Raw genomic sequence first — 16,083 nt, 5'->3', positions numbered from 1 at the left:
CGCCGTGACCCAGTCTCTGGCAGATATGCGTCGTGATTACACCCGGGACGGCCTGACCGAGGCGCAAGCCCCGGCCGAGCCCTTTGCGTTGTTTCACCAGTGGTTTGCCGAAGCGGTGAAAACCGAACAGGCGCCAGTGGAAGCCAACGCGATGACCCTGGCCACGGTGGATGCGGACGGCCGTCCGCATTGCCGCATTCTGCTGCTCAAGGGGCTGGACGAGCAGGGCTTCACCTTCTTCACCAACTACGAAAGCGCCAAGGGCCAGCATCTGGCGGCGAACCCGTTTGCTGCCATGACATTCTTCTGGCCGACCCTGGAGCGCCAGGTGCGGATCGAAGGGCGGGTGGTGAAGGTCACGCCCGAAGAGTCGGATGCGTACTATCAGGTGCGACCGCTGGGGAGCCGACTCGGCGCCTGGGCGTCACCGCAGAGCCGGGTGATCAACGGCCGGGGTGAACTGGAAGACTTGCTCAAGGCGACCGAGCAACGCTTCACCGACACTCAGCCTCACTGCCCGGAACACTGGGGCGGTTACCGCCTGCTCCCCGAGCGCATCGAGTTCTGGCAGGGCCGCGCGAGCCGTCTGCACGATCGCCTCAACTACCGTGTGCAGGGCGCCGACTGGATTCTTGAACGTCTGGCACCCTGAGCAGTCTACCGAGCGGGATAGCCTGCCGCAGCGGCCTCAAGCCACTTCGGCAGGTCCCGGCGCTTGATCTTCTGCGCCTGAGCCTGCTTCAGCCGTTCGAGCATGAAGGCGCGTTTGCCTTCATCCTTGCCGGCCAGTGACAATGCCAGATCGCGATCCATCCAGCGTTTGATCCGCACATACAGCCACCAATGAAAGTACAGGCCGGCGGCTGTGGTGACGACAATGATGAAGTAATCCATGGAAATCCTTGGGTCGGCGGCGCAGGAAATGGAATTTGGCGCTACTGTTGGGTGAGTTCGCGGGCGCCTGTACCGGGCCTGAATGAAAGCAACTTAATCCGGGCGACGCCGTGACAGGCGTCAAGCTGCGGAGTTTAATGAATACCTGTCCTTTGGAGTTGATGCTATGCGTAAGTCTGTTCTGCTGGTTGCTTCCTTTTCCACGATGGCGATGTTGCTGACCGGCTGCCAGTCGAGCCTGACCGGTGACTCCTACTCCCGTGACGAAGCGCGTCGCGTGCAGACGATTCGCATGGGCACCATCGAATCCCTGCGTCCGGTGAAAATTGAAGGCACCAAGACCCCGATCGGCGGCGCTGCCGGTGCAGTGGTTGGCGGCGTCGGTGGCAGCGCGATCGGCGGCGGCAAAGGCAGCATCGTTGCAGCCGTTATCGGTGCCGTGGCCGGCGGCCTGATCGGTTCGGCCACCGAAGAAGGCCTGACCCGCACCCAAGGTGTTGAAATCACCGTACGTGAAGACGACGGCAGCATGCGCGCCTATGTGCAGCAAGTGCAGGAGAATGAAGTGTTCCGCGTGGGTGAGCGGGTACGGATTTCGACCGTTGGCGGGACCAGCCGCGTTTCGCACTAATCGCAAACGAGCGGTAAAAGAAAACCCCGATCAGGTGACTGGTCGGGGTTTTTCTTTATATGTTCACGAGCTCGCACGAGTACCAATGAAGTATTCCAAGCCTTGCGGAAAGTCGACTTTAAGTAGCTCAGCTGCCTGTCTGACCTGACTCTCTGTCATCTCCAGCTCTCCTGGTTCTATTTCCTCAAGTGGTTTGGATTCAGTGATTTGCGCTAACGCTTGGCTCAATCCGTAGTCTTTGACCTTAAGCTCGAATTGCAACGAGTCATCCTGTTTCTCATCGGGGAAAAATCCGGTGATCGATAAATAGCGCATCTCTTTCTCTTTAGTGAGTTATTTGGGAGTCGTTCTGCCTGGCTTTGCTTTTTTTGTTCGCTCTCCGGTCAAATGATTGAATTCTCCCAAATGAATTCCCAGCTTGTCGTACAGCTCAATAGCGCCGGTTTTGGAGTCCCATTCATATATCCGGCCTTTTCCATCAAGCCAGCGGGCTCTCTTTTTCCCACCACCTCGTACTGAGGCCTTTGACTTCACCCTTTGAGTGTCGGGGAACGCAGGAAGTGTTTCGGGATCATCGTAGTACTTATGGTCTCCAGGTTTGCTGACAACAATGTACAGCGGCTTAACCCCGGACTCCGCCGGAAACACCAATATGAAATCCCGATACTCCGGCGGATAAACCGGATTCACCAGAATCCCGTCCGCCGCTTTCGTCGGCGGGTACACCCAGATATGCGGCGCCTGCGGAGCAGCCTCCAGTTCCGGAATACCAAGAATGTCGGAACCATCCACGGCAGGCGTCCAGACCAGCTCAACACCTTCACCAAGGTCTGCGACAAACCGGCTATCGCGTGCAGCGAACTGCACAACATCAACCATCTCCCAATCGCGATTCTTGCCGGTGTAGAAGCCGTAGCCCTTAAGGCTGCCATCGGCCTGCTGTTCAACGCGCAAGCGCACACGGGTTCGGGCCTGTTTGAGGGCGAGCAACTGGTCTTCGGTATAGAGCGCGCTGTCGCCCAGGTTCGAGGGCACGAACATCGCCACCAGCCCGAGCAACGGACTGATGACAGCGGCGGAGGCCATCGCGGGCAATGCCTTGAACGCCTCACCGGCAAGGGAAAAAGTGCCCAGCCCCGCAGGAATGGCGGTGCCGCTGATTTTCTTGAGCTCAACCCCGCCGCTGCCATCGGCTTCCCGGCCACCGAGCAAAATCAGCTCGCCGTAATCCTTCAGGCTGTCAGTCGGCACCATCCCCGAAGGATTCGAGTAATCGATGATCGCGTCCGGCAACTTGCAGGACTTGGCAAATACGCAGCCCGCGCACCGGCTCAGGCTTGTTCGCCGCCACCTCACGGCTACGCTCGAAGGCGTCCTGCCTCGCTAGCATGGCGTCGTACTTGTCTTGTCGTTCTTGCTGATCGGCTAGTTCGGTGGCCGTCATGTAGCGGTAGGTAACGTGATGCCCGTCGCCTGCCGGTGGGTTGGGAACCCGGGGAATGTCCTTTTGACCAGCCACTAATTGTCCTTTCGTTCATGCATCGGCAACCCCTCGCAAGGGGCTGCACGACGTTAACGAAGCAGGAAAATCGTGGCTGTAGGACGTATCTCTAAAGACGTGGGGATTGTTCGCTACGGCTATCGCAGCGCGCTGTTCTTTCTGCTCGCCGCCAATGTCACCGCATAACCGATCAATGCCGCAAACACCGACCCGGTGAGAATGCCCATCCGGTCCATCCCGGCGTATTCACTGGCGCCCGGCACGAAGGCGAGGGAGCCGACAAACAGGCTCATGGTGAAGCCGATCCCGCAGAGGATCGCCACGCCCAGCACCTGGCCCCAGTTGGCGCCGTGGGGCAGGGCGGCGATGCCGATTTTTACGGCGAGCCAGGTCAGGCCGAACACGCCGAGAGTCTTGCCCAGCAGCAGGCCGACGGCGATGCCCATCGGGACGTGGTGGGTGAAGCTTTCGGCGGTCACGCCGGTCAGCGACAGGCCGGCGTTGGCGAAGGCGAACAGCGGCAGAATGCCGTAGGCGACCCACGGGTGCAGCGCGTGTTCGAGGGTCAGCAGCGGCGAAGGCTCGGCATTCTTGGTGCGCAGCGGGATGCAGAACGCCAGGGTCACACCGGCCAGCGTCGCATGGACACCGCTCTTGAGCACGCAGACCCAGAGGATCAGACCGATGATCATGTACGGCCCGAGCTTGACCACGCCGAGCCGGTTCATCGCCACCAGCGCCGCGATGCAGGCGGCCGCCAGGCCCAGCGACAGGGTCGAGAGCTCACCGGAGTAGAAGATCGCAATGATCACGATGGCACCGAGGTCATCGATGATTGCCAGGGTCATCAGGAACAGCTTCAGCGACACCGGCACGCGCTTGCCGAGCAAGGCCAGTACGCCAAGGGCGAAGGCGATGTCGGTGGCGGTCGGAATCGCCCAGCCATCCAGGGCTGCGGGATTGTCACGGTTGAGAAACCAGTAGATCAGCGCCGGCACCAGCATGCCGCCGATGGCCGCCGCGCCGGGCAGGACGATCTGCGACGGCTTGGACAACTGACCGTCGAGGACTTCGCGCTTCACTTCCAGGCCGATCAGCAGGAAGAACAGCGCCATCAGGCCGTCGTTGATCCACAGCAGCAGAGGCTTGGCGATTTTTAATGCGCCGATCTGCGCCACCACCGGGGTGTCGAGCAGGCCGTTGTACAACCACGACAGCGGCGAGTTGTTGATGATCAGAGCCAGGATGGCCGCGGCGATCAATAACAGACCGCTGGCAGCTTCCAACTGAAAGAAACGCGTGAAAGTGCTACGCAGAGGCAAGGTCGCTCTCCATCGATAAAGTCAAAAGGTGGCACACCCTAACCCGTACCGTTAGTTGTTAAAACAAAAGTTATATTCTTTTTTGTTATATATGGTTACAGGCATCGGCCCCCACGTGCAGGAGAGCCTAGCAGTTGCCCAAGGGATTGAAGTTCAGCTGTATCTGTCGGTGCCGTAGGTTTTTTCCTAAGCTTGGGGGCTGAGCCTGTAAAGGCACTTCTGCCCGATTCAACGAGAACGACAGCCATGAGCGACAACCGACAGTGGGCCCGCGAAGCCATCCGGATCATCGAAGCGGACTTCCAGCGCAGCGCCGACACCCACCTGATCCCCTTGCCGCTGCCGGGTTTTCCGGGCATCGAGTTGTATTTCAAGGACGAGTCCAGCCACCCGACCGGCAGCCTCAAGCATCGGCTGGCCCGTTCGCTGTTTCTCTACGCCTTGTGTAACGGCTGGCTCAAGCCCGGCGCGCCGGTGATCGAGGCCTCCAGCGGTTCGACGGCGATTTCCGAAGCATACTTCGCACGGATGCTCGGCCTGCCGTTCATTGCGGTGATGCCGGCGACCACTTCCAAGGAAAAGATTGCGCAGATCGCCTTCTACGGTGGCCAGAGTCATCTGGTGGACGATCCGACCCAGATCTACGCCGAATCCGAACGCCTGGCCCGCGAACACGACGGGCACTTCATCGACCAGTTCACCTACGCCGAACGCGCCACCGACTGGCGGGCGAACAACAACATCGCCGAGTCGATCTTCCAGCAGATGCGCTACGAGCAGCACCCGTGCCCGGCCTGGCTGATTTCCAGCCCCGGCACCGGCGGCACCACCGCGACCCTCGGGCGTTACGTACGTTATCGCCAGCACTGCACCCGCGTGCTGTGCGCCGATGCCGAGCGTTCGGTGTTCTTCGACTTTTACCAGAGCGGTGATGCCAGCCTGCGTCTGGACCACGGTTCGCGGATCGAAGGGATCGGCCGGCCGCGGGTAGAAGCGTCGTTCCTGCCGAAGGTGATCGATGCGATGGTCAAGGTGCCGGACGCCTTGTCGCTGGCGGCCATGCATTACCTGGCGCAGCGTCTGGGCCGCCATGTGGGCGGGTCGAGCGGCACCAACCTGATCGGCGCGCTGATGGCGGCGCAGCAGATGAAAGCAGCGGGGGAGTCGGGCTCGATCGTGGCGATCCTGTGCGATGGCGGCGAGCGCTATGCGGATACGTATTACGATCAGGCGTGGCTCAAGGCGCAAGGCTATGAACTGGATGGATTGATGGCGGCCGTGGCGGCGAGTGCCGAGCAGGGTGAGGCGCTGCCGGCCTCGGTTCTGCGTGCCAATATCTGACGCTGAAAACGACTGTGGGAGCGAATTTGCTCCCACAGGTTTTTACAGTGTTTCAGGTGGTGCGGATCAGTCTTTCAGACCGAGAATGTCACGCGCCACGGCTTCCGCAATCCGAATCCCGTCAACACCCGCCGACAGAATCCCGCCCGCATAACCCGCGCCTTCACCGGCCGGGAACAGACCTTTGACGTTCATGCTCTGCAGCGTCTCGTTTCGCGTGATGCGCAGCGGCGACGAGGTACGCGTCTCGATCCCGGTCAGCACCGCATCGTGCAGCGAATAACCGCGTATCTGCTTCTCGAACGCTGGCAGTGCTTCGCGGATCGCTTCGATGGCGAAGTCCGGCAGGGCAAGGGCCAGATCGCCCAAGGCAACGCCCGGTTTGTACGACGGCTCAACTTCGCCCAGTTCGGTCGAAGGAATGTCGTTGATGAAGTCGCCGACCAGTTGCGCCGGCGCCTTGTAGTCGCTGCCGCCGAGGATGAAGGCGTGGGACTCCAGACGTTCCTGCAACTCGATCCCGGCCAGCGGGCCGCCCGGATAATCGACTTCAGGAGTGATGCCGACGACGATGCCGGAGTTTGCGTTGCGCTCATTACGCGAGTACTGGCTCATGCCGTTGGTGACCACGCGGTTCGGCTCGGAGGTCGCCGCCACCACGGTGCCGCCCGGGCACATGCAGAAGCTGTAGACCGAACGGCCGTTCCTGGCGTGGTGCACCAGTTTGTAGTCGGCGGCGCCCAACTTGGGGTGGCCGGCGTACTTGCCGAGGCGCGCACGGTCGATCAGCGACTGCGGGTGTTCGATGCGAAAACCCACCGAGAACGGCTTGGCTTCCATGAACACGCCACGGCTGTGGAGCATGCGGAAGGTGTCGCGGGCACTGTGGCCGAGGGCCAGGACCACGTGTTTCGAATGCAGGATTTCGCCGCTGGCCAGCTCGACGCCGACCAGTTGGCCGTCTTCGATCAGCACGTCGGTGACGCGTTCCTGGAAGCGCACTTCACCGCCGAGGGCGCGGATTTCTTCGCGCATGGTCTCGACCATGCCGGTCAGACGGAACGTTCCGATGTGCGGTTTGCTGACGTAGAGGATTTCTTCCGGCGCGCCGGCCTTGACGAACTCGTGCAGGACTTTACGGCCGAGGAATTTCGGATCCTTGATCTGGCTGTACAGCTTGCCGTCGGAGAACGTGCCCGCGCCGCCTTCGCCGAACTGCACATTGGACTCGGGGTTGAGCACGCTTTTGCGCCACAGGCCCCAGGTGTCCTTGGTGCGCTGGCGCACTTCGGTGCCGCGTTCGAGGATGATCGGCTTGAAGCCCATCTGCGCCAGCAGCAGGCCGGCGAAGATCCCGCACGGACCGAAACCGACCACGATCGGGCGCTGGCTCAGGTCGCTCGGCGCCTGGCCGACGAATTTGTAGCTGACATCCGGCGCCACGTTGACGTTACGGTCGTCGGCGAACTTGCCCAACACTTTGGCCTCGTCGCGCACTTCGAGGTCGATGGTGTAGATGAAGCACAGTTCGGAGGACTTTTTGCGCGCATCGTAGCTGCGCTTGAACAAGGTGAAATCGAGCAGGTCATCGCTGGCAATGCCCAGGCGTTGCACGATGGCAGCGCGCAGGTCTTCGTCGGGATGGTCGATCGGCAGCTTGAGTTCGGTGATTCGTAACATGACAGGATCCGGTTCGCGGGGCGCACAACTGCGCCAGGGCGTTTGAAGGCGGCGATTATAAGCCGCATCGGCCGGATCCCGTGAGGGTAAAACGATCAGTCGTTACGCGAACCGCCGAAATACCCGCAACCACGCTGCACCTTGCCGTCGATACGCAGCTCGGCGCTCATGTGCTGCACGCTGCCGGTGCTGCTGTCGACACAGCGCTGCGGCGCCACCCACAGTTCGATGCGCTGGTTGTTGGCTTCGCTGCTGAGGTTGAAGCGGCCATCGCCCAATTGTTCTTCGACGTAAGGCACGGCGAGCGGTGGCTGGCCTTCGCGGTCGATGACCAGGCCCTTGCCGCTGACCTTGACGTTCCATTCCGGGCCATGGCCGGCGGCGCGCAGGATCAGCTGTTTGAAGTTGGGATCATCGCAGGCAGTGCCGGAGCGTTCGACGCGATAAAGCTGGGTCAGGTCGAGGCGGTCGCCGGCGATCTTTCCGCGTACGTCGGCGAACAGTTTGCCCTGCTCATCGGCCAGCGTGGCGGCCTCTTGCAGGACGCTGGTGTCGCCGATGTCATTGACTACGTATTGGCGCTGCTCGCCGCAGGCCTGGAACACCAGTTTGCCGTCGGCAGCGGTCAGTTGCCCCTGCATCCGCGTCTGGCCGACGTGGGAGGCGCTTTCCCGCGCCCCATCGAACAACTGGCACGCGGCAAACAACGGGAGCAGGGCAACAACGATCAGGGAACGGGCAACACGCATCTTCGGCTCTCCAGACAAGTGCCGCCACGTTACGCAGGCTGACCGTTCATCACAAGGGTTTAGCCCACGTGAAATGTCTGACCTGTCTGCAAGCCTTCGACACTTTTGGCGTAGGCCAATGCCACATCCGCCGCAGGAACCGGCTTGTAGCCACGGAAGTACGGGGCGTAGCTGCCCATGGCTTCGACCAGCACGGTCGGGCTGATCGAGTTCACGCGCAGACCGCGTGGCAGTTCGATGGCGGCGGCCCGCACGAAGCTGTCCAGCGCGCCGTTTACCAGTGCAGCCGACGCGCCGCTGCGGATCGGATCGTGACTGAGTACGCCGGTGGTGAAGGTGAACGAGGCGCCGTCGTTGGCGAATTCGCGGCCGATCAGCAGCAGATTGACCTGGCCCATCAACTTGTCCTTCAGGCCGAGGGTGAAGCTGTCTTCGGTCATGTCACCCAGCGGGGCGAAGGTCACGTTGCCGGCGGCGCAGACCAGCGCGTCGAACTTGCCGGTCTGTTCGAACAGCTTGCGGATCGATGCGCTGTCGCTGATATCCACCTGCAAATCGCCGCTGCTGCGACCGATGCGAATGACTTCATGACGCTGCGACAGCTCTTTGTCCACGGCCGAACCGATGGTGCCGCCCGCGCCGATCAACAGAATTTTCATCGTGATTGCCTCAAGTGATTGAACGAGGTTTCAGTCTAGAGTGGTTTTTTCTGCGGATAAGCGCACTAATGGGCAACCTTTGGTTTTCAAATGGAAACAATCCATGAGCGAGATGGATGATCTGGCGGCGTTCGCAGTGTTGATCGAAGCCGGCAGTTTTACCCTGGCGGCGCAGCAACTGGGATGCAGCAAGGGACAGTTGTCCAAGCGCATCAGTCAGCTGGAGGCGCGGTTTTCCGTGGTGTTGCTGCAACGCACCACGCGTCGGCTGAGCCTGACAGCGGCCGGCGCGGCGTTATTGCCACAGGCTCAGGCACTTGTAGTCCAGGTGGAGCGGGCGCGTCAGGCTTTGGCGCGATTGAAGGACGACATGGCCGGCCCGGTGCGTATGACGGTTCCGGTGTCGCTGGGGGAAACCTTCTTCGACGGTCTGCTGCTGGAGTTTTCCCGGAAATACCCTGAAGTGCAGATCGAACTGGAGCTGAGCAACAGCTACCGAGACCTGTCCCGCGAAGGTTTCGATCTGGCGATCCGCACCGAAGTGGCCAATGACGAGCGACTGGTGGCCAGGCCGTTGCTGGCCTGGCAGGAAATGACCTGCGCCAGCCCTGAATATCTGGAGCGCTTTGGTGAGCCGCTGACGCCGCAGGCGCTGGCCGAACACCGTTGCCTGCTCAACAGTCACTACAGCGGTCGCGAGGAATGGCTTTATCACCAGCAGCACGAACTGCTGCGGGTGCGGGTGTCGGGGCCGTTCGCCAGCAATCACTACAACCTGTTGAAGAAAGCCGCTCTGGCTGGCGCCGGTATTGCCCGCCTGCCTTCCTATCTGCTGCAGGCGGAATTGGCTGACGGCCGATTGCACTGGCTCCTGCGCGATTTTCAGACTCGACGCATGCCGATGTACCTGGTGCACCCGTATCAGGGCGGGTTACCGAAACGCACTCAGGTGCTGGCGGATTATCTGATCGGCTGGTTCAAGCTCAGCGGCGAGGCGCTGGACCGGTTGTAGTGCCGGGCGATCAGGTGATCGATCGACACTTTGCCCGGTCCGGTCGCCATCAGGTACAGCAACACCGCCATCCAGGTGCCGTGGGTCGGGTAGGCATCCGGATACACGAACAGCTGAATGGTCAGGGTCATGCCCAGCAATGCCAACGCCGAAAAGCGCGTGGCGAAGCCGATGAGGATCAGGATCGGGAAAAAGTGTTCGGCGAACGCTGCCAGATGCGCGGCGATTTCCGGCGACAGCAGCGGCACATGGTATTCGCTCTTGAACAGTGGAATCGTCGAGTCGGCCAGACGCGGCCAGCCGAACTCGAAGGTGCCATCGATCAGGTCGACGGCCAGCCCTTCGACCTTGGTCTGCCCGGATTTCCAGAACACCGCCGCGATGGAAAAACGCGCGATGAAAGCGATCAGACTGTGGGGGATTTTTTCCAGCAGCGCGATGGCGCGGACAATGAGGCTGTTCATGACGACACCTTTGGATGGAAATGAGTGATGACTTGGCGACTGATCAGCAGGGCGAGGGTCTGGCTGAGGTCGAAGGCCTCGGCGGATTCCAGTGCCCGGGTCAGTGACAGACCGGCCTTGAGCTGGCGAATGAACTGGCTGGCGCCGAGCTCCACGGCGAACACCTCGACCTCCAGTCCGTTGCGCAGGATCAGCGCGTGTTGGGCGTGATTGAGATCGATCCCGGCCAGGGTCGCGTCGTGCTGATGCGCGGCCCAGATGTCCACCACGGCGAAGTTTGAATCGAGCAGATACAGCGAAGGGTGCAGGCCAATGCGCAGTTCATTCAGCGCATCGGCATCTGCGAATACGGCAGCGATCCGCTCCTGACTCAGAGGCAACGCATCGGCCGCGTGATAGGCCAGCGTACGCAGGCGTTCCAGCCTTGCGACGTCGGCCAGATAGGGAACGCTCGAGGCTGGTTCGAAGCCGCTGATGAAATCCGCCAGCTCACTGCCGTAGTCACTCATCAACGGACTGTGTGGCGGATGGCTTTGCACGAAAATTCCGGCCATGGCCCGGAAGAATTCGTCCCCCACCAGCTGCATCACCACGGGATAACTGTCGGCCAGTGCATTGATCAACGAACCCTGCACGTTGTTGCGGTACACCGCGAAACGGCTGGCCGGATCGGCGCCGTTGGCACTGCACAAACCCTCGGGGCAGGGCAGGTCGATATCGAGCAACGCTGCGCTGAATGCGGCTTGAGTGCTCATGGCCGACCTCCCGCGCACAGCAACAGCTCATCGGCCTGATGCGCTTCGGCCAACAGCACGTTGAGGGCCGGCACCTGATTGTCCCGTTCGATCAGCGTCGCCACCGGGCCGACACGTTCCAGCGCTTGCCGGTACAACGACCAGACCGCTTGATCGATTGGCGCGCCGTGATCGTCGATCAGCAAACGATCACCGAGGCTGTCGGCATCTTCGGCAAACCCGGCCAGATGTATCTCGCCCACCGCGTGCAGCGGCAGTGCATCGAGGTAAGCCAGGGGATCGCGTTGATGGTTGATGCACGAGACGTAGACATTGTTCACGTCCAGCAACAGCCCGCAGCCAGTACGCCGGATGACTTCGCGGATGAAGTCCGCTTCGTCGATTGTCGAGCGCTCGAATGCCAGGTAGGTCGCCGGGTTTTCCAGCAGCATCGGACGTTTGAGGGTGCTTTGTACCTGGTCGATGTGGTCGCAGACGCGGTTCAGCGTCGGCGTGTCGTAAGCCAGGGGCAGCAGGTCATTAAGGAACACCGGGCCATGGCTCGACCAGGCCAGGTGTTCGGAAAAGGAGTGGGGTTGATAGCGCTCGATCAGCGCGGCCAGGCGTTTGAGGTGCTGGACATCCAGCGGGCCTTCGGCCCCGATGGACAGCCCGACCCCATGCAACGACAGCGGATACGCGTCGCGGATCAAACCCAGAAAATGGTGAAACGGGCCGCCGGCCACCATGTAGTTTTCGGCGTGGACTTCAAAGAATCCGATGTCCGGACGTGAATCGAGCACTTCGCTGAAGTGCTCGCTCTTGAGCCCCAGCCCGGCACGGGACGGGAGCCCGGTGAGGGCTGCCCGAGTGCGGCGCAAGGCATGGTCGCGGGATGTGATCATGATCGACACTCGGGCGGCTCCCGGATCAGGACTTGGCTTTGAACGCTTCGAGCTGACCGAAACCGGTCGGCGAGGTTTTGCTTTCGGTGGTGGTGCAGGTGCCTTTCGGAACCAGCTTCCAGGCGTTGGCCTGATGATCCATTTTCGCGGTGCCGGCACAGGTGGTGCCCGCGCCTGCGGCGCAATCGTTCTTGCCTTTCATGGCCACGCCGAAGCATTTTTCCATGTTGTCGTCAGCGGCGTGGGCGGTGGAGACGGCAGCGATGCTCAGGGCGGAACCGAGGGCCAGAACCAGGGCGGTGGCGGACAGGGTGCGGGTGGTAGCAGTCATGATGTTTCTCCGGTTTGAACTTGGGTTTGAACAAGCGATTGCGCTTGCTTGCCCCACTAGAGAAACGACTCGGCGATGCGTTACAGCGATCGGTAAAAGTTTTTTGCCGGGCACAAAAAAAACGGCCCGAAGGCCGTTTTCTGTTTGAAGCGATCCATCAACCGCCGAGGTACGCCTCGCGTACTTTCGGGTCGGTCAGCAGCGCTTCTCCGGTGCCTTGCATCACCACCCGGCCGTTCTCCAGAACGTACGCACGGTCAGCGATTTTCAGCGCCTGGTTGGCGTTCTGTTCGACCAGGAACACCGTCACACCGTCCTTGCGCAGCTGTTCGATGATGTCGAAGATCTGCTGGATGATGATCGGGGCCAGGCCCAGCGACGGTTCGTCGAGCAACAGCAGTTTCGGCTTGCTCATCAGCGCACGGCCGATGGCGAGCATTTGCTGTTCGCCGCCGGACATGGTGCCGCCGCGCTGGTTGAAGCGTTCTTTCAGGCGTGGGAAAAGTCCGAGAACCTTGTCCATCTGTTCCTGATAGTCGCCCTTGTCGGTGAAGAATCCGCCCATGGACAGGTTTTCTTCGACGGTCAGACGGGCAAACACCCGACGACCTTCCGGCACCACGGCGATGCTCTTGCGCATGATTTGCGACGAGTCCTGGCCGACCAGTTCCTCACCCATGTAGCGGATGCTGCCGCTGTGGGCCTGCGGCGAACCGCACAGCGTCATCAGCAGCGTGGACTTGCCGGCACCGTTGGCGCCGATCAGGGTCACGATCTCGCCCTGGCGGACTTCGACGTTGACGCTGTGCAGCGCCTGGATCTTGCCGTAGAAGGTGGAAACGTTTTCGAACTGCAGCATTTACGCTTCCCCCAGGTAGGCTTTGATCACTTCAGGATTGTCGCGGATCTGTTCCGGCGTGCCGTCGGCCAGGGGCGTGCCCTGGTTGATTACGACGATGTGGTCGGAAATGCTCATGACCAGTTTCATGTCGTGTTCGATCAGCAGCACGGTCACGTTGTGCTCTTCACGCAGCACGCTGATCAGCGCCTTGAGGTCTTCGGTTTCCTTCGGGTTCAGGCCGGCGGCCGGTTCGTCGAGCATGAGGATCCGCGGACGGGTCATCATGCAGCGGGCGATTTCCAGACGACGCTGCTGACCGTAGGCCAGGGTGCCGGCGGGGCGGTTGGCGAACTCTTTCAGGTTGACCTTTTCCAGCCAGTACTCGGCGAACTCCATGGCCTCGCGCTCGCTCTTGCGAAACGCCGGGGTCTTGAACAGGCCGGACAGGAAGTTGGTGTTCAGGTGACGGTGCTGGGCGATCAACAGATTCTCGACCGCCGTCATGTCCTTGAACAGGCGCACGTTCTGGAAGGTGCGCACCACGCCTTTGAGGGCGATCTTGTGGCCCGGCAGGCCGTGGATCGGCTCGCCGTCCAGCAGGATGCTGCCGCCCGATGGCTGGTAGAAACCGGTCAGGCAGTTGAACACGGTGGTCTTGCCGGCGCCGTTCGGCCCGATCAGTGCCACCACCTGTTTTTCCTTCACGGTCAGGGCCACGCCGTTGACCGCCAGCAGGCCGCCGAAGCGCATGCTCAGATTTTCGACTTTCAGGATCTCGCGGCTCATTTGCGCAGCTCCATGTGAGGACGTTGCATGGGCAGCAGACCTTGAGGTCGCCAGATCATCATCAGCACCATCAGGGCGCCGAACATCAACATGCGGTACTCACTGAACTCACGCATCATTTCCGGCAGCAGGATCATCACCACGGCCGCGAGAATCACGCCCAACTGCGAGCCCATGCCACCCAGCACCACGATGGCGAGGATGATGGCGGACTCGATGAAGGTGAACGATTCCGGCGTCACCAGACCCTGACGGGCGGCGAAGAAGCTGCCGGCGAAACCGGCGAAGCTCGCGCCCAGGGTGAACGCCGAGAGCTTGATCACGGTCGGGTTGAGACCCAGCGCGCGGCAGGCGATTTCATCTTCACGCAGTGCTTCCCACGCACGGCCGATCGGCATGCGCAGCAGGCGGTTGATGATGAACAGCGCCGCCAGCGCCAGCAGCAGGGCAACCAGGTAGAGGAAGATCACCTTGTTGATCGAGTTGTATTGCAGGCCGAAATACTCGTGGAAGGTTTGCAGGCCTTCCGCAGCCTTGCGTTCGAAGGTCAGGCCGAAGAACGTCGGTTTCTCGATGTTGCTGATGCCGTTCGGGCCGCCGGTGATGTCGGTCAGGTTACGCAGGAACAGGCGGATGATTTCCCCGAAACCGAGGGTCACGATCGCCAGGTAGTCGCCGCGCAGACGCAACACCGGGAAGCCGAGCAGGAAGCCGAACGTCGCCGCCATCAGACCGGCAATCGGCAGGCAGATCCAGAAGCTCAGGCCGTAGTAGTGCGACAGCAACGCGTAGCTGTAGGCGCCGACGGCGTAGAAACCGACGTAACCCAGGTCGAGCAGACCGGCCAGACCGACCACGATGTTCAGGCCCAGGCCGAGCATCACGTAGATCAGGATCAGCGTCGCGATATCCACTGCGCCGCGGGAGCCGAAGAACGGCCACACCAGCGCACCGATGATCAGCGCGATGATGAAGTAGCGCTGGGTGGAAGGCAGGGTCAGGAAGTTGCTGGCCTTGGCCGGGATCAGCGGCATGCCAGGCGAAGAACGCCACGCCTTGCTGATCTGCTGGTTGAACAGCACTCGCAGGAACATCAGCACCGAGCAGATGGCGATGGTCGCCAGAATGGCCGGGCTGGTGTTGTGCACTTCCAGGTTGATGCCGACGATGGTCAGTTTCAGACCCAGTACCGGATAGGCCACGGCCCAGACCAGCAAGGCGCTGAACAGCGCCTGTTTAAGATTCCTAGTCATACTTTCTCAACCTCCGGACGGCCCAGAATGCCGGTCGGACGGAACAACAGCACCAGAACCAACAAGCCGAAAGCCACGACGTCCTTGTACTGGTCACCGAAGATATCGGCGCCAAAGGCTTCCGCCACCCCGAGCACCAGCCCGCCGAGCATGGCGCCGGGGATGCTGCCGATCCCGCCCAGTACTGCGGCGGTGAAGGCCTTGAGGCCGACGAGGAAACCGGCGTTCGGGTTGATCACGCCGTATTGCATGCTCAGCAGCACGGCCGCGACGGCCGCCAGCGCAGCACCGATGACGAAGGTCAGGGCGATGATGTTGTTGGTGTTGATGCCCAGCAGGTTGGCCATCTTGATGTCTTCGGCGCAGGCGCGGCAGGCGCGGCCCAGGCGAGAGCGGGAGATGAACAGCGTGAGGCCGAGCATGGCGATCAGGGTCACCACGAACACCACGATTTGCATGTAGGAAATCAGCACTTCATGTGCGCCACCCGGGCCGAAGGCGAAGTTGCCCGGAATCAGGTTGGGGATTGCTTTGTCCTTGGAGTCTTGCGCCAGCAGAACCGTGTTCTGCAGGAAGATCGACATACCGATCGCGGAAATCAGCGGGATCAGACGGTTGCTGCCGCGCAACGGGCGGTAGGCAATGCGTTCGATGCTGTAACCGTAGGAACTGGTGACGACGATGCTGGCGATGAACGCCACGGTCATCAGCAGCGGGACGCTTTCGAGTCCCATCATGGTCAGCCCGGCGATGGCGATGAACGCCACGTAGGAACCGATCATGTACACCTCGCCGTGGGCGAAGTTGATCATTCCAATGATGCCGTAGACCATCGTGTAGCCGATGGCGATCAGGGCATACATGCTGCCAACGTTCAAGCCGTTAACCAGCTGTTGGAAGAAGTGATAGATGTCAGGCATTACAGCGCTCCTAAAAACCTGATACGCATTTCACTGGTGGAGTCATTTTCCCGCCCGGTC

General features: G+C 61.1%; 18 protein-coding genes and 1 pseudogene. 4 read left to right on the top strand and 15 right to left on the bottom strand.

The genetic code is table 11. The features are described 5' to 3' along the window. Window positions 1-4: 4 nt before the first annotated feature. On the top strand, window positions 5-652 hold the full coding sequence (pdxH, locus tag BMZ46_RS05545) for a pyridoxamine 5'-phosphate oxidase (RefSeq protein ID WP_074691408.1): 648 nt from the start codon (window positions 5-7) through the stop codon (window positions 650-652). Window positions 653-657: 5 nt separating this feature from the next. Here the strand turns inward: pdxH and BMZ46_RS05540 are convergent, their stop codons facing one another. Beyond that, complete coding sequence (locus BMZ46_RS05540) at window positions 658-894, bottom strand: hypothetical protein (RefSeq protein WP_007959143.1); 237 nt, start codon at window positions 892-894, stop codon at window positions 658-660. A 166-nt stretch (window positions 895-1,060) separates the two neighbouring features. Here BMZ46_RS05540 and BMZ46_RS05535 point away from each other — a divergent pair, with 166 nt between their 5' ends. Then, window positions 1,061-1,525 carry an outer membrane lipoprotein gene (locus tag BMZ46_RS05535; RefSeq protein WP_007969461.1) on the top strand — a complete coding sequence of 155 codons (465 nt, stop codon included), beginning with the start codon at window positions 1,061-1,063 and terminating at the stop codon, window positions 1,523-1,525. 63 nt (window positions 1,526-1,588) lie between these two features. On the opposite strand, the gene BMZ46_RS05530 is transcribed toward BMZ46_RS05535, so the two are convergent. From BMZ46_RS05530 to nhaA, 3 genes and pseudogenes are all read right to left on the bottom strand, one after another. Beyond that, window positions 1,589-1,840, bottom strand: a complete 252-nt coding sequence (locus BMZ46_RS05530) for a pyocin S6 family toxin immunity protein (protein ID WP_039771372.1) — start codon at window positions 1,838-1,840, stop codon at window positions 1,589-1,591. An 18-nt stretch (window positions 1,841-1,858) separates the two neighbouring features. After that, a pseudogene (locus BMZ46_RS05525) lies at window positions 1,859-3,044 on the bottom strand (S-type pyocin domain-containing protein). A gap of 119 nt (window positions 3,045-3,163) precedes the next feature. Next, a complete protein-coding gene (gene nhaA, locus BMZ46_RS05520) occupies window positions 3,164-4,348 on the bottom strand; it encodes a Na+/H+ antiporter NhaA (protein WP_074691409.1) in 1,185 nt (394 codons plus the stop codon). 246 nt (window positions 4,349-4,594) lie between these two features. Here nhaA and BMZ46_RS05515 point away from each other — a divergent pair, with 246 nt between their 5' ends. Further along, on the top strand, window positions 4,595-5,689 hold the full coding sequence (locus BMZ46_RS05515) for a PLP-dependent cysteine synthase family protein (RefSeq protein WP_074691413.1): 1,095 nt from the start codon (window positions 4,595-4,597) through the stop codon (window positions 5,687-5,689). 66 nt (window positions 5,690-5,755) lie between these two features. Here the strand turns inward: BMZ46_RS05515 and BMZ46_RS05510 are convergent, their stop codons facing one another. From BMZ46_RS05510 to BMZ46_RS05500, 3 genes are all read right to left on the bottom strand, one after another. Beyond that, the gene (locus BMZ46_RS05510) at window positions 5,756-7,369 is read right to left on the bottom strand and encodes an NAD(P)/FAD-dependent oxidoreductase (RefSeq protein ID WP_074691414.1); all 1,614 of its coding nucleotides are present in this window, start codon (window positions 7,367-7,369) and stop codon (window positions 5,756-5,758) included. A 95-nt stretch (window positions 7,370-7,464) separates the two neighbouring features. Continuing rightward, window positions 7,465-8,118 (bottom strand): COG3650 family protein, encoded by a 654-nt coding sequence (locus tag BMZ46_RS05505; protein WP_074691415.1) that lies wholly within the window; start codon window positions 8,116-8,118, stop codon window positions 7,465-7,467. 59 nt (window positions 8,119-8,177) lie between these two features. After that, a complete protein-coding gene (locus tag BMZ46_RS05500; protein ID WP_074691416.1) occupies window positions 8,178-8,777 on the bottom strand; it encodes a short chain dehydrogenase in 600 nt (199 codons plus the stop codon). Window positions 8,778-8,880: 103 nt separating this feature from the next. Between BMZ46_RS05500 and BMZ46_RS05495 the strand changes: the two genes are divergently transcribed. Next, window positions 8,881-9,789: a LysR family transcriptional regulator gene (locus BMZ46_RS05495; protein WP_074691417.1), complete on the top strand. Its 909-nt coding sequence runs from the start codon at window positions 8,881-8,883 to the stop codon at window positions 9,787-9,789. On the opposite strand, the gene BMZ46_RS05490 is transcribed toward BMZ46_RS05495, so the two are convergent. The 8 genes from BMZ46_RS05490 to livH all read right to left on the bottom strand — a co-directional run bounded on the left by BMZ46_RS05490 (window position 9,738) and on the right by livH (window position 16,023). Next, a complete protein-coding gene (locus tag BMZ46_RS05490; RefSeq protein WP_064593953.1) occupies window positions 9,738-10,253 on the bottom strand; it encodes a DoxX family protein in 516 nt (171 codons plus the stop codon). The genes BMZ46_RS05495 and BMZ46_RS05490 overlap by 52 nt on opposite strands. Then, window positions 10,250-11,008, bottom strand: a complete 759-nt coding sequence (locus tag BMZ46_RS05485) for an HvfC/BufC N-terminal domain-containing protein (RefSeq protein WP_074691418.1) — start codon at window positions 11,006-11,008, stop codon at window positions 10,250-10,252. The genes BMZ46_RS05490 and BMZ46_RS05485 overlap by 4 nt, the downstream gene beginning before the upstream one ends. Next, complete coding sequence (locus BMZ46_RS05480; protein WP_074691439.1) at window positions 11,005-11,892, bottom strand: MNIO family bufferin maturase; 888 nt, start codon at window positions 11,890-11,892, stop codon at window positions 11,005-11,007. Before BMZ46_RS05480 ends, BMZ46_RS05485 begins: the two co-directional genes overlap by 4 nt. 25 nt (window positions 11,893-11,917) lie before the next feature. Then, a complete protein-coding gene (locus tag BMZ46_RS05475) occupies window positions 11,918-12,223 on the bottom strand; it encodes a BufA1 family periplasmic bufferin-type metallophore (RefSeq protein WP_011332799.1) in 306 nt (101 codons plus the stop codon). Between the two features lie 157 nt (window positions 12,224-12,380). Further along, window positions 12,381-13,082, bottom strand: coding sequence for an ABC transporter ATP-binding protein (locus BMZ46_RS05470; RefSeq protein WP_003222380.1), 702 nt, complete (start codon window positions 13,080-13,082; stop codon window positions 12,381-12,383). Continuing rightward, a complete protein-coding gene (livG, locus tag BMZ46_RS05465; RefSeq protein ID WP_007959160.1) occupies window positions 13,083-13,850 on the bottom strand; it encodes a high-affinity branched-chain amino acid ABC transporter ATP-binding protein LivG in 768 nt (255 codons plus the stop codon). Next, window positions 13,847-15,103, bottom strand: coding sequence for a high-affinity branched-chain amino acid ABC transporter permease LivM (locus BMZ46_RS05460; protein ID WP_039771392.1), 1,257 nt, complete (start codon window positions 15,101-15,103; stop codon window positions 13,847-13,849). Before BMZ46_RS05460 ends, livG begins: the two co-directional genes overlap by 4 nt. Further along, window positions 15,100-16,023 carry a high-affinity branched-chain amino acid ABC transporter permease LivH gene (livH, locus tag BMZ46_RS05455; RefSeq protein WP_007959165.1) on the bottom strand — a complete coding sequence of 308 codons (924 nt, stop codon included), beginning with the start codon at window positions 16,021-16,023 and terminating at the stop codon, window positions 15,100-15,102. Before livH ends, BMZ46_RS05460 begins: the two co-directional genes overlap by 4 nt. Between the last annotated feature and the right edge of the window lie 60 nt (window positions 16,024-16,083).

This window comes from Pseudomonas sp. NFIX49 (assembly GCF_900115915.1).
Taxonomy (GTDB): Bacteria; Pseudomonadota; Gammaproteobacteria; order Pseudomonadales; family Pseudomonadaceae; genus Aquipseudomonas; species Aquipseudomonas pharyngis.
Note: the sequence above shows the minus strand (reverse complement) of the source record. Positions and strands in the feature narration are given on the sequence as shown.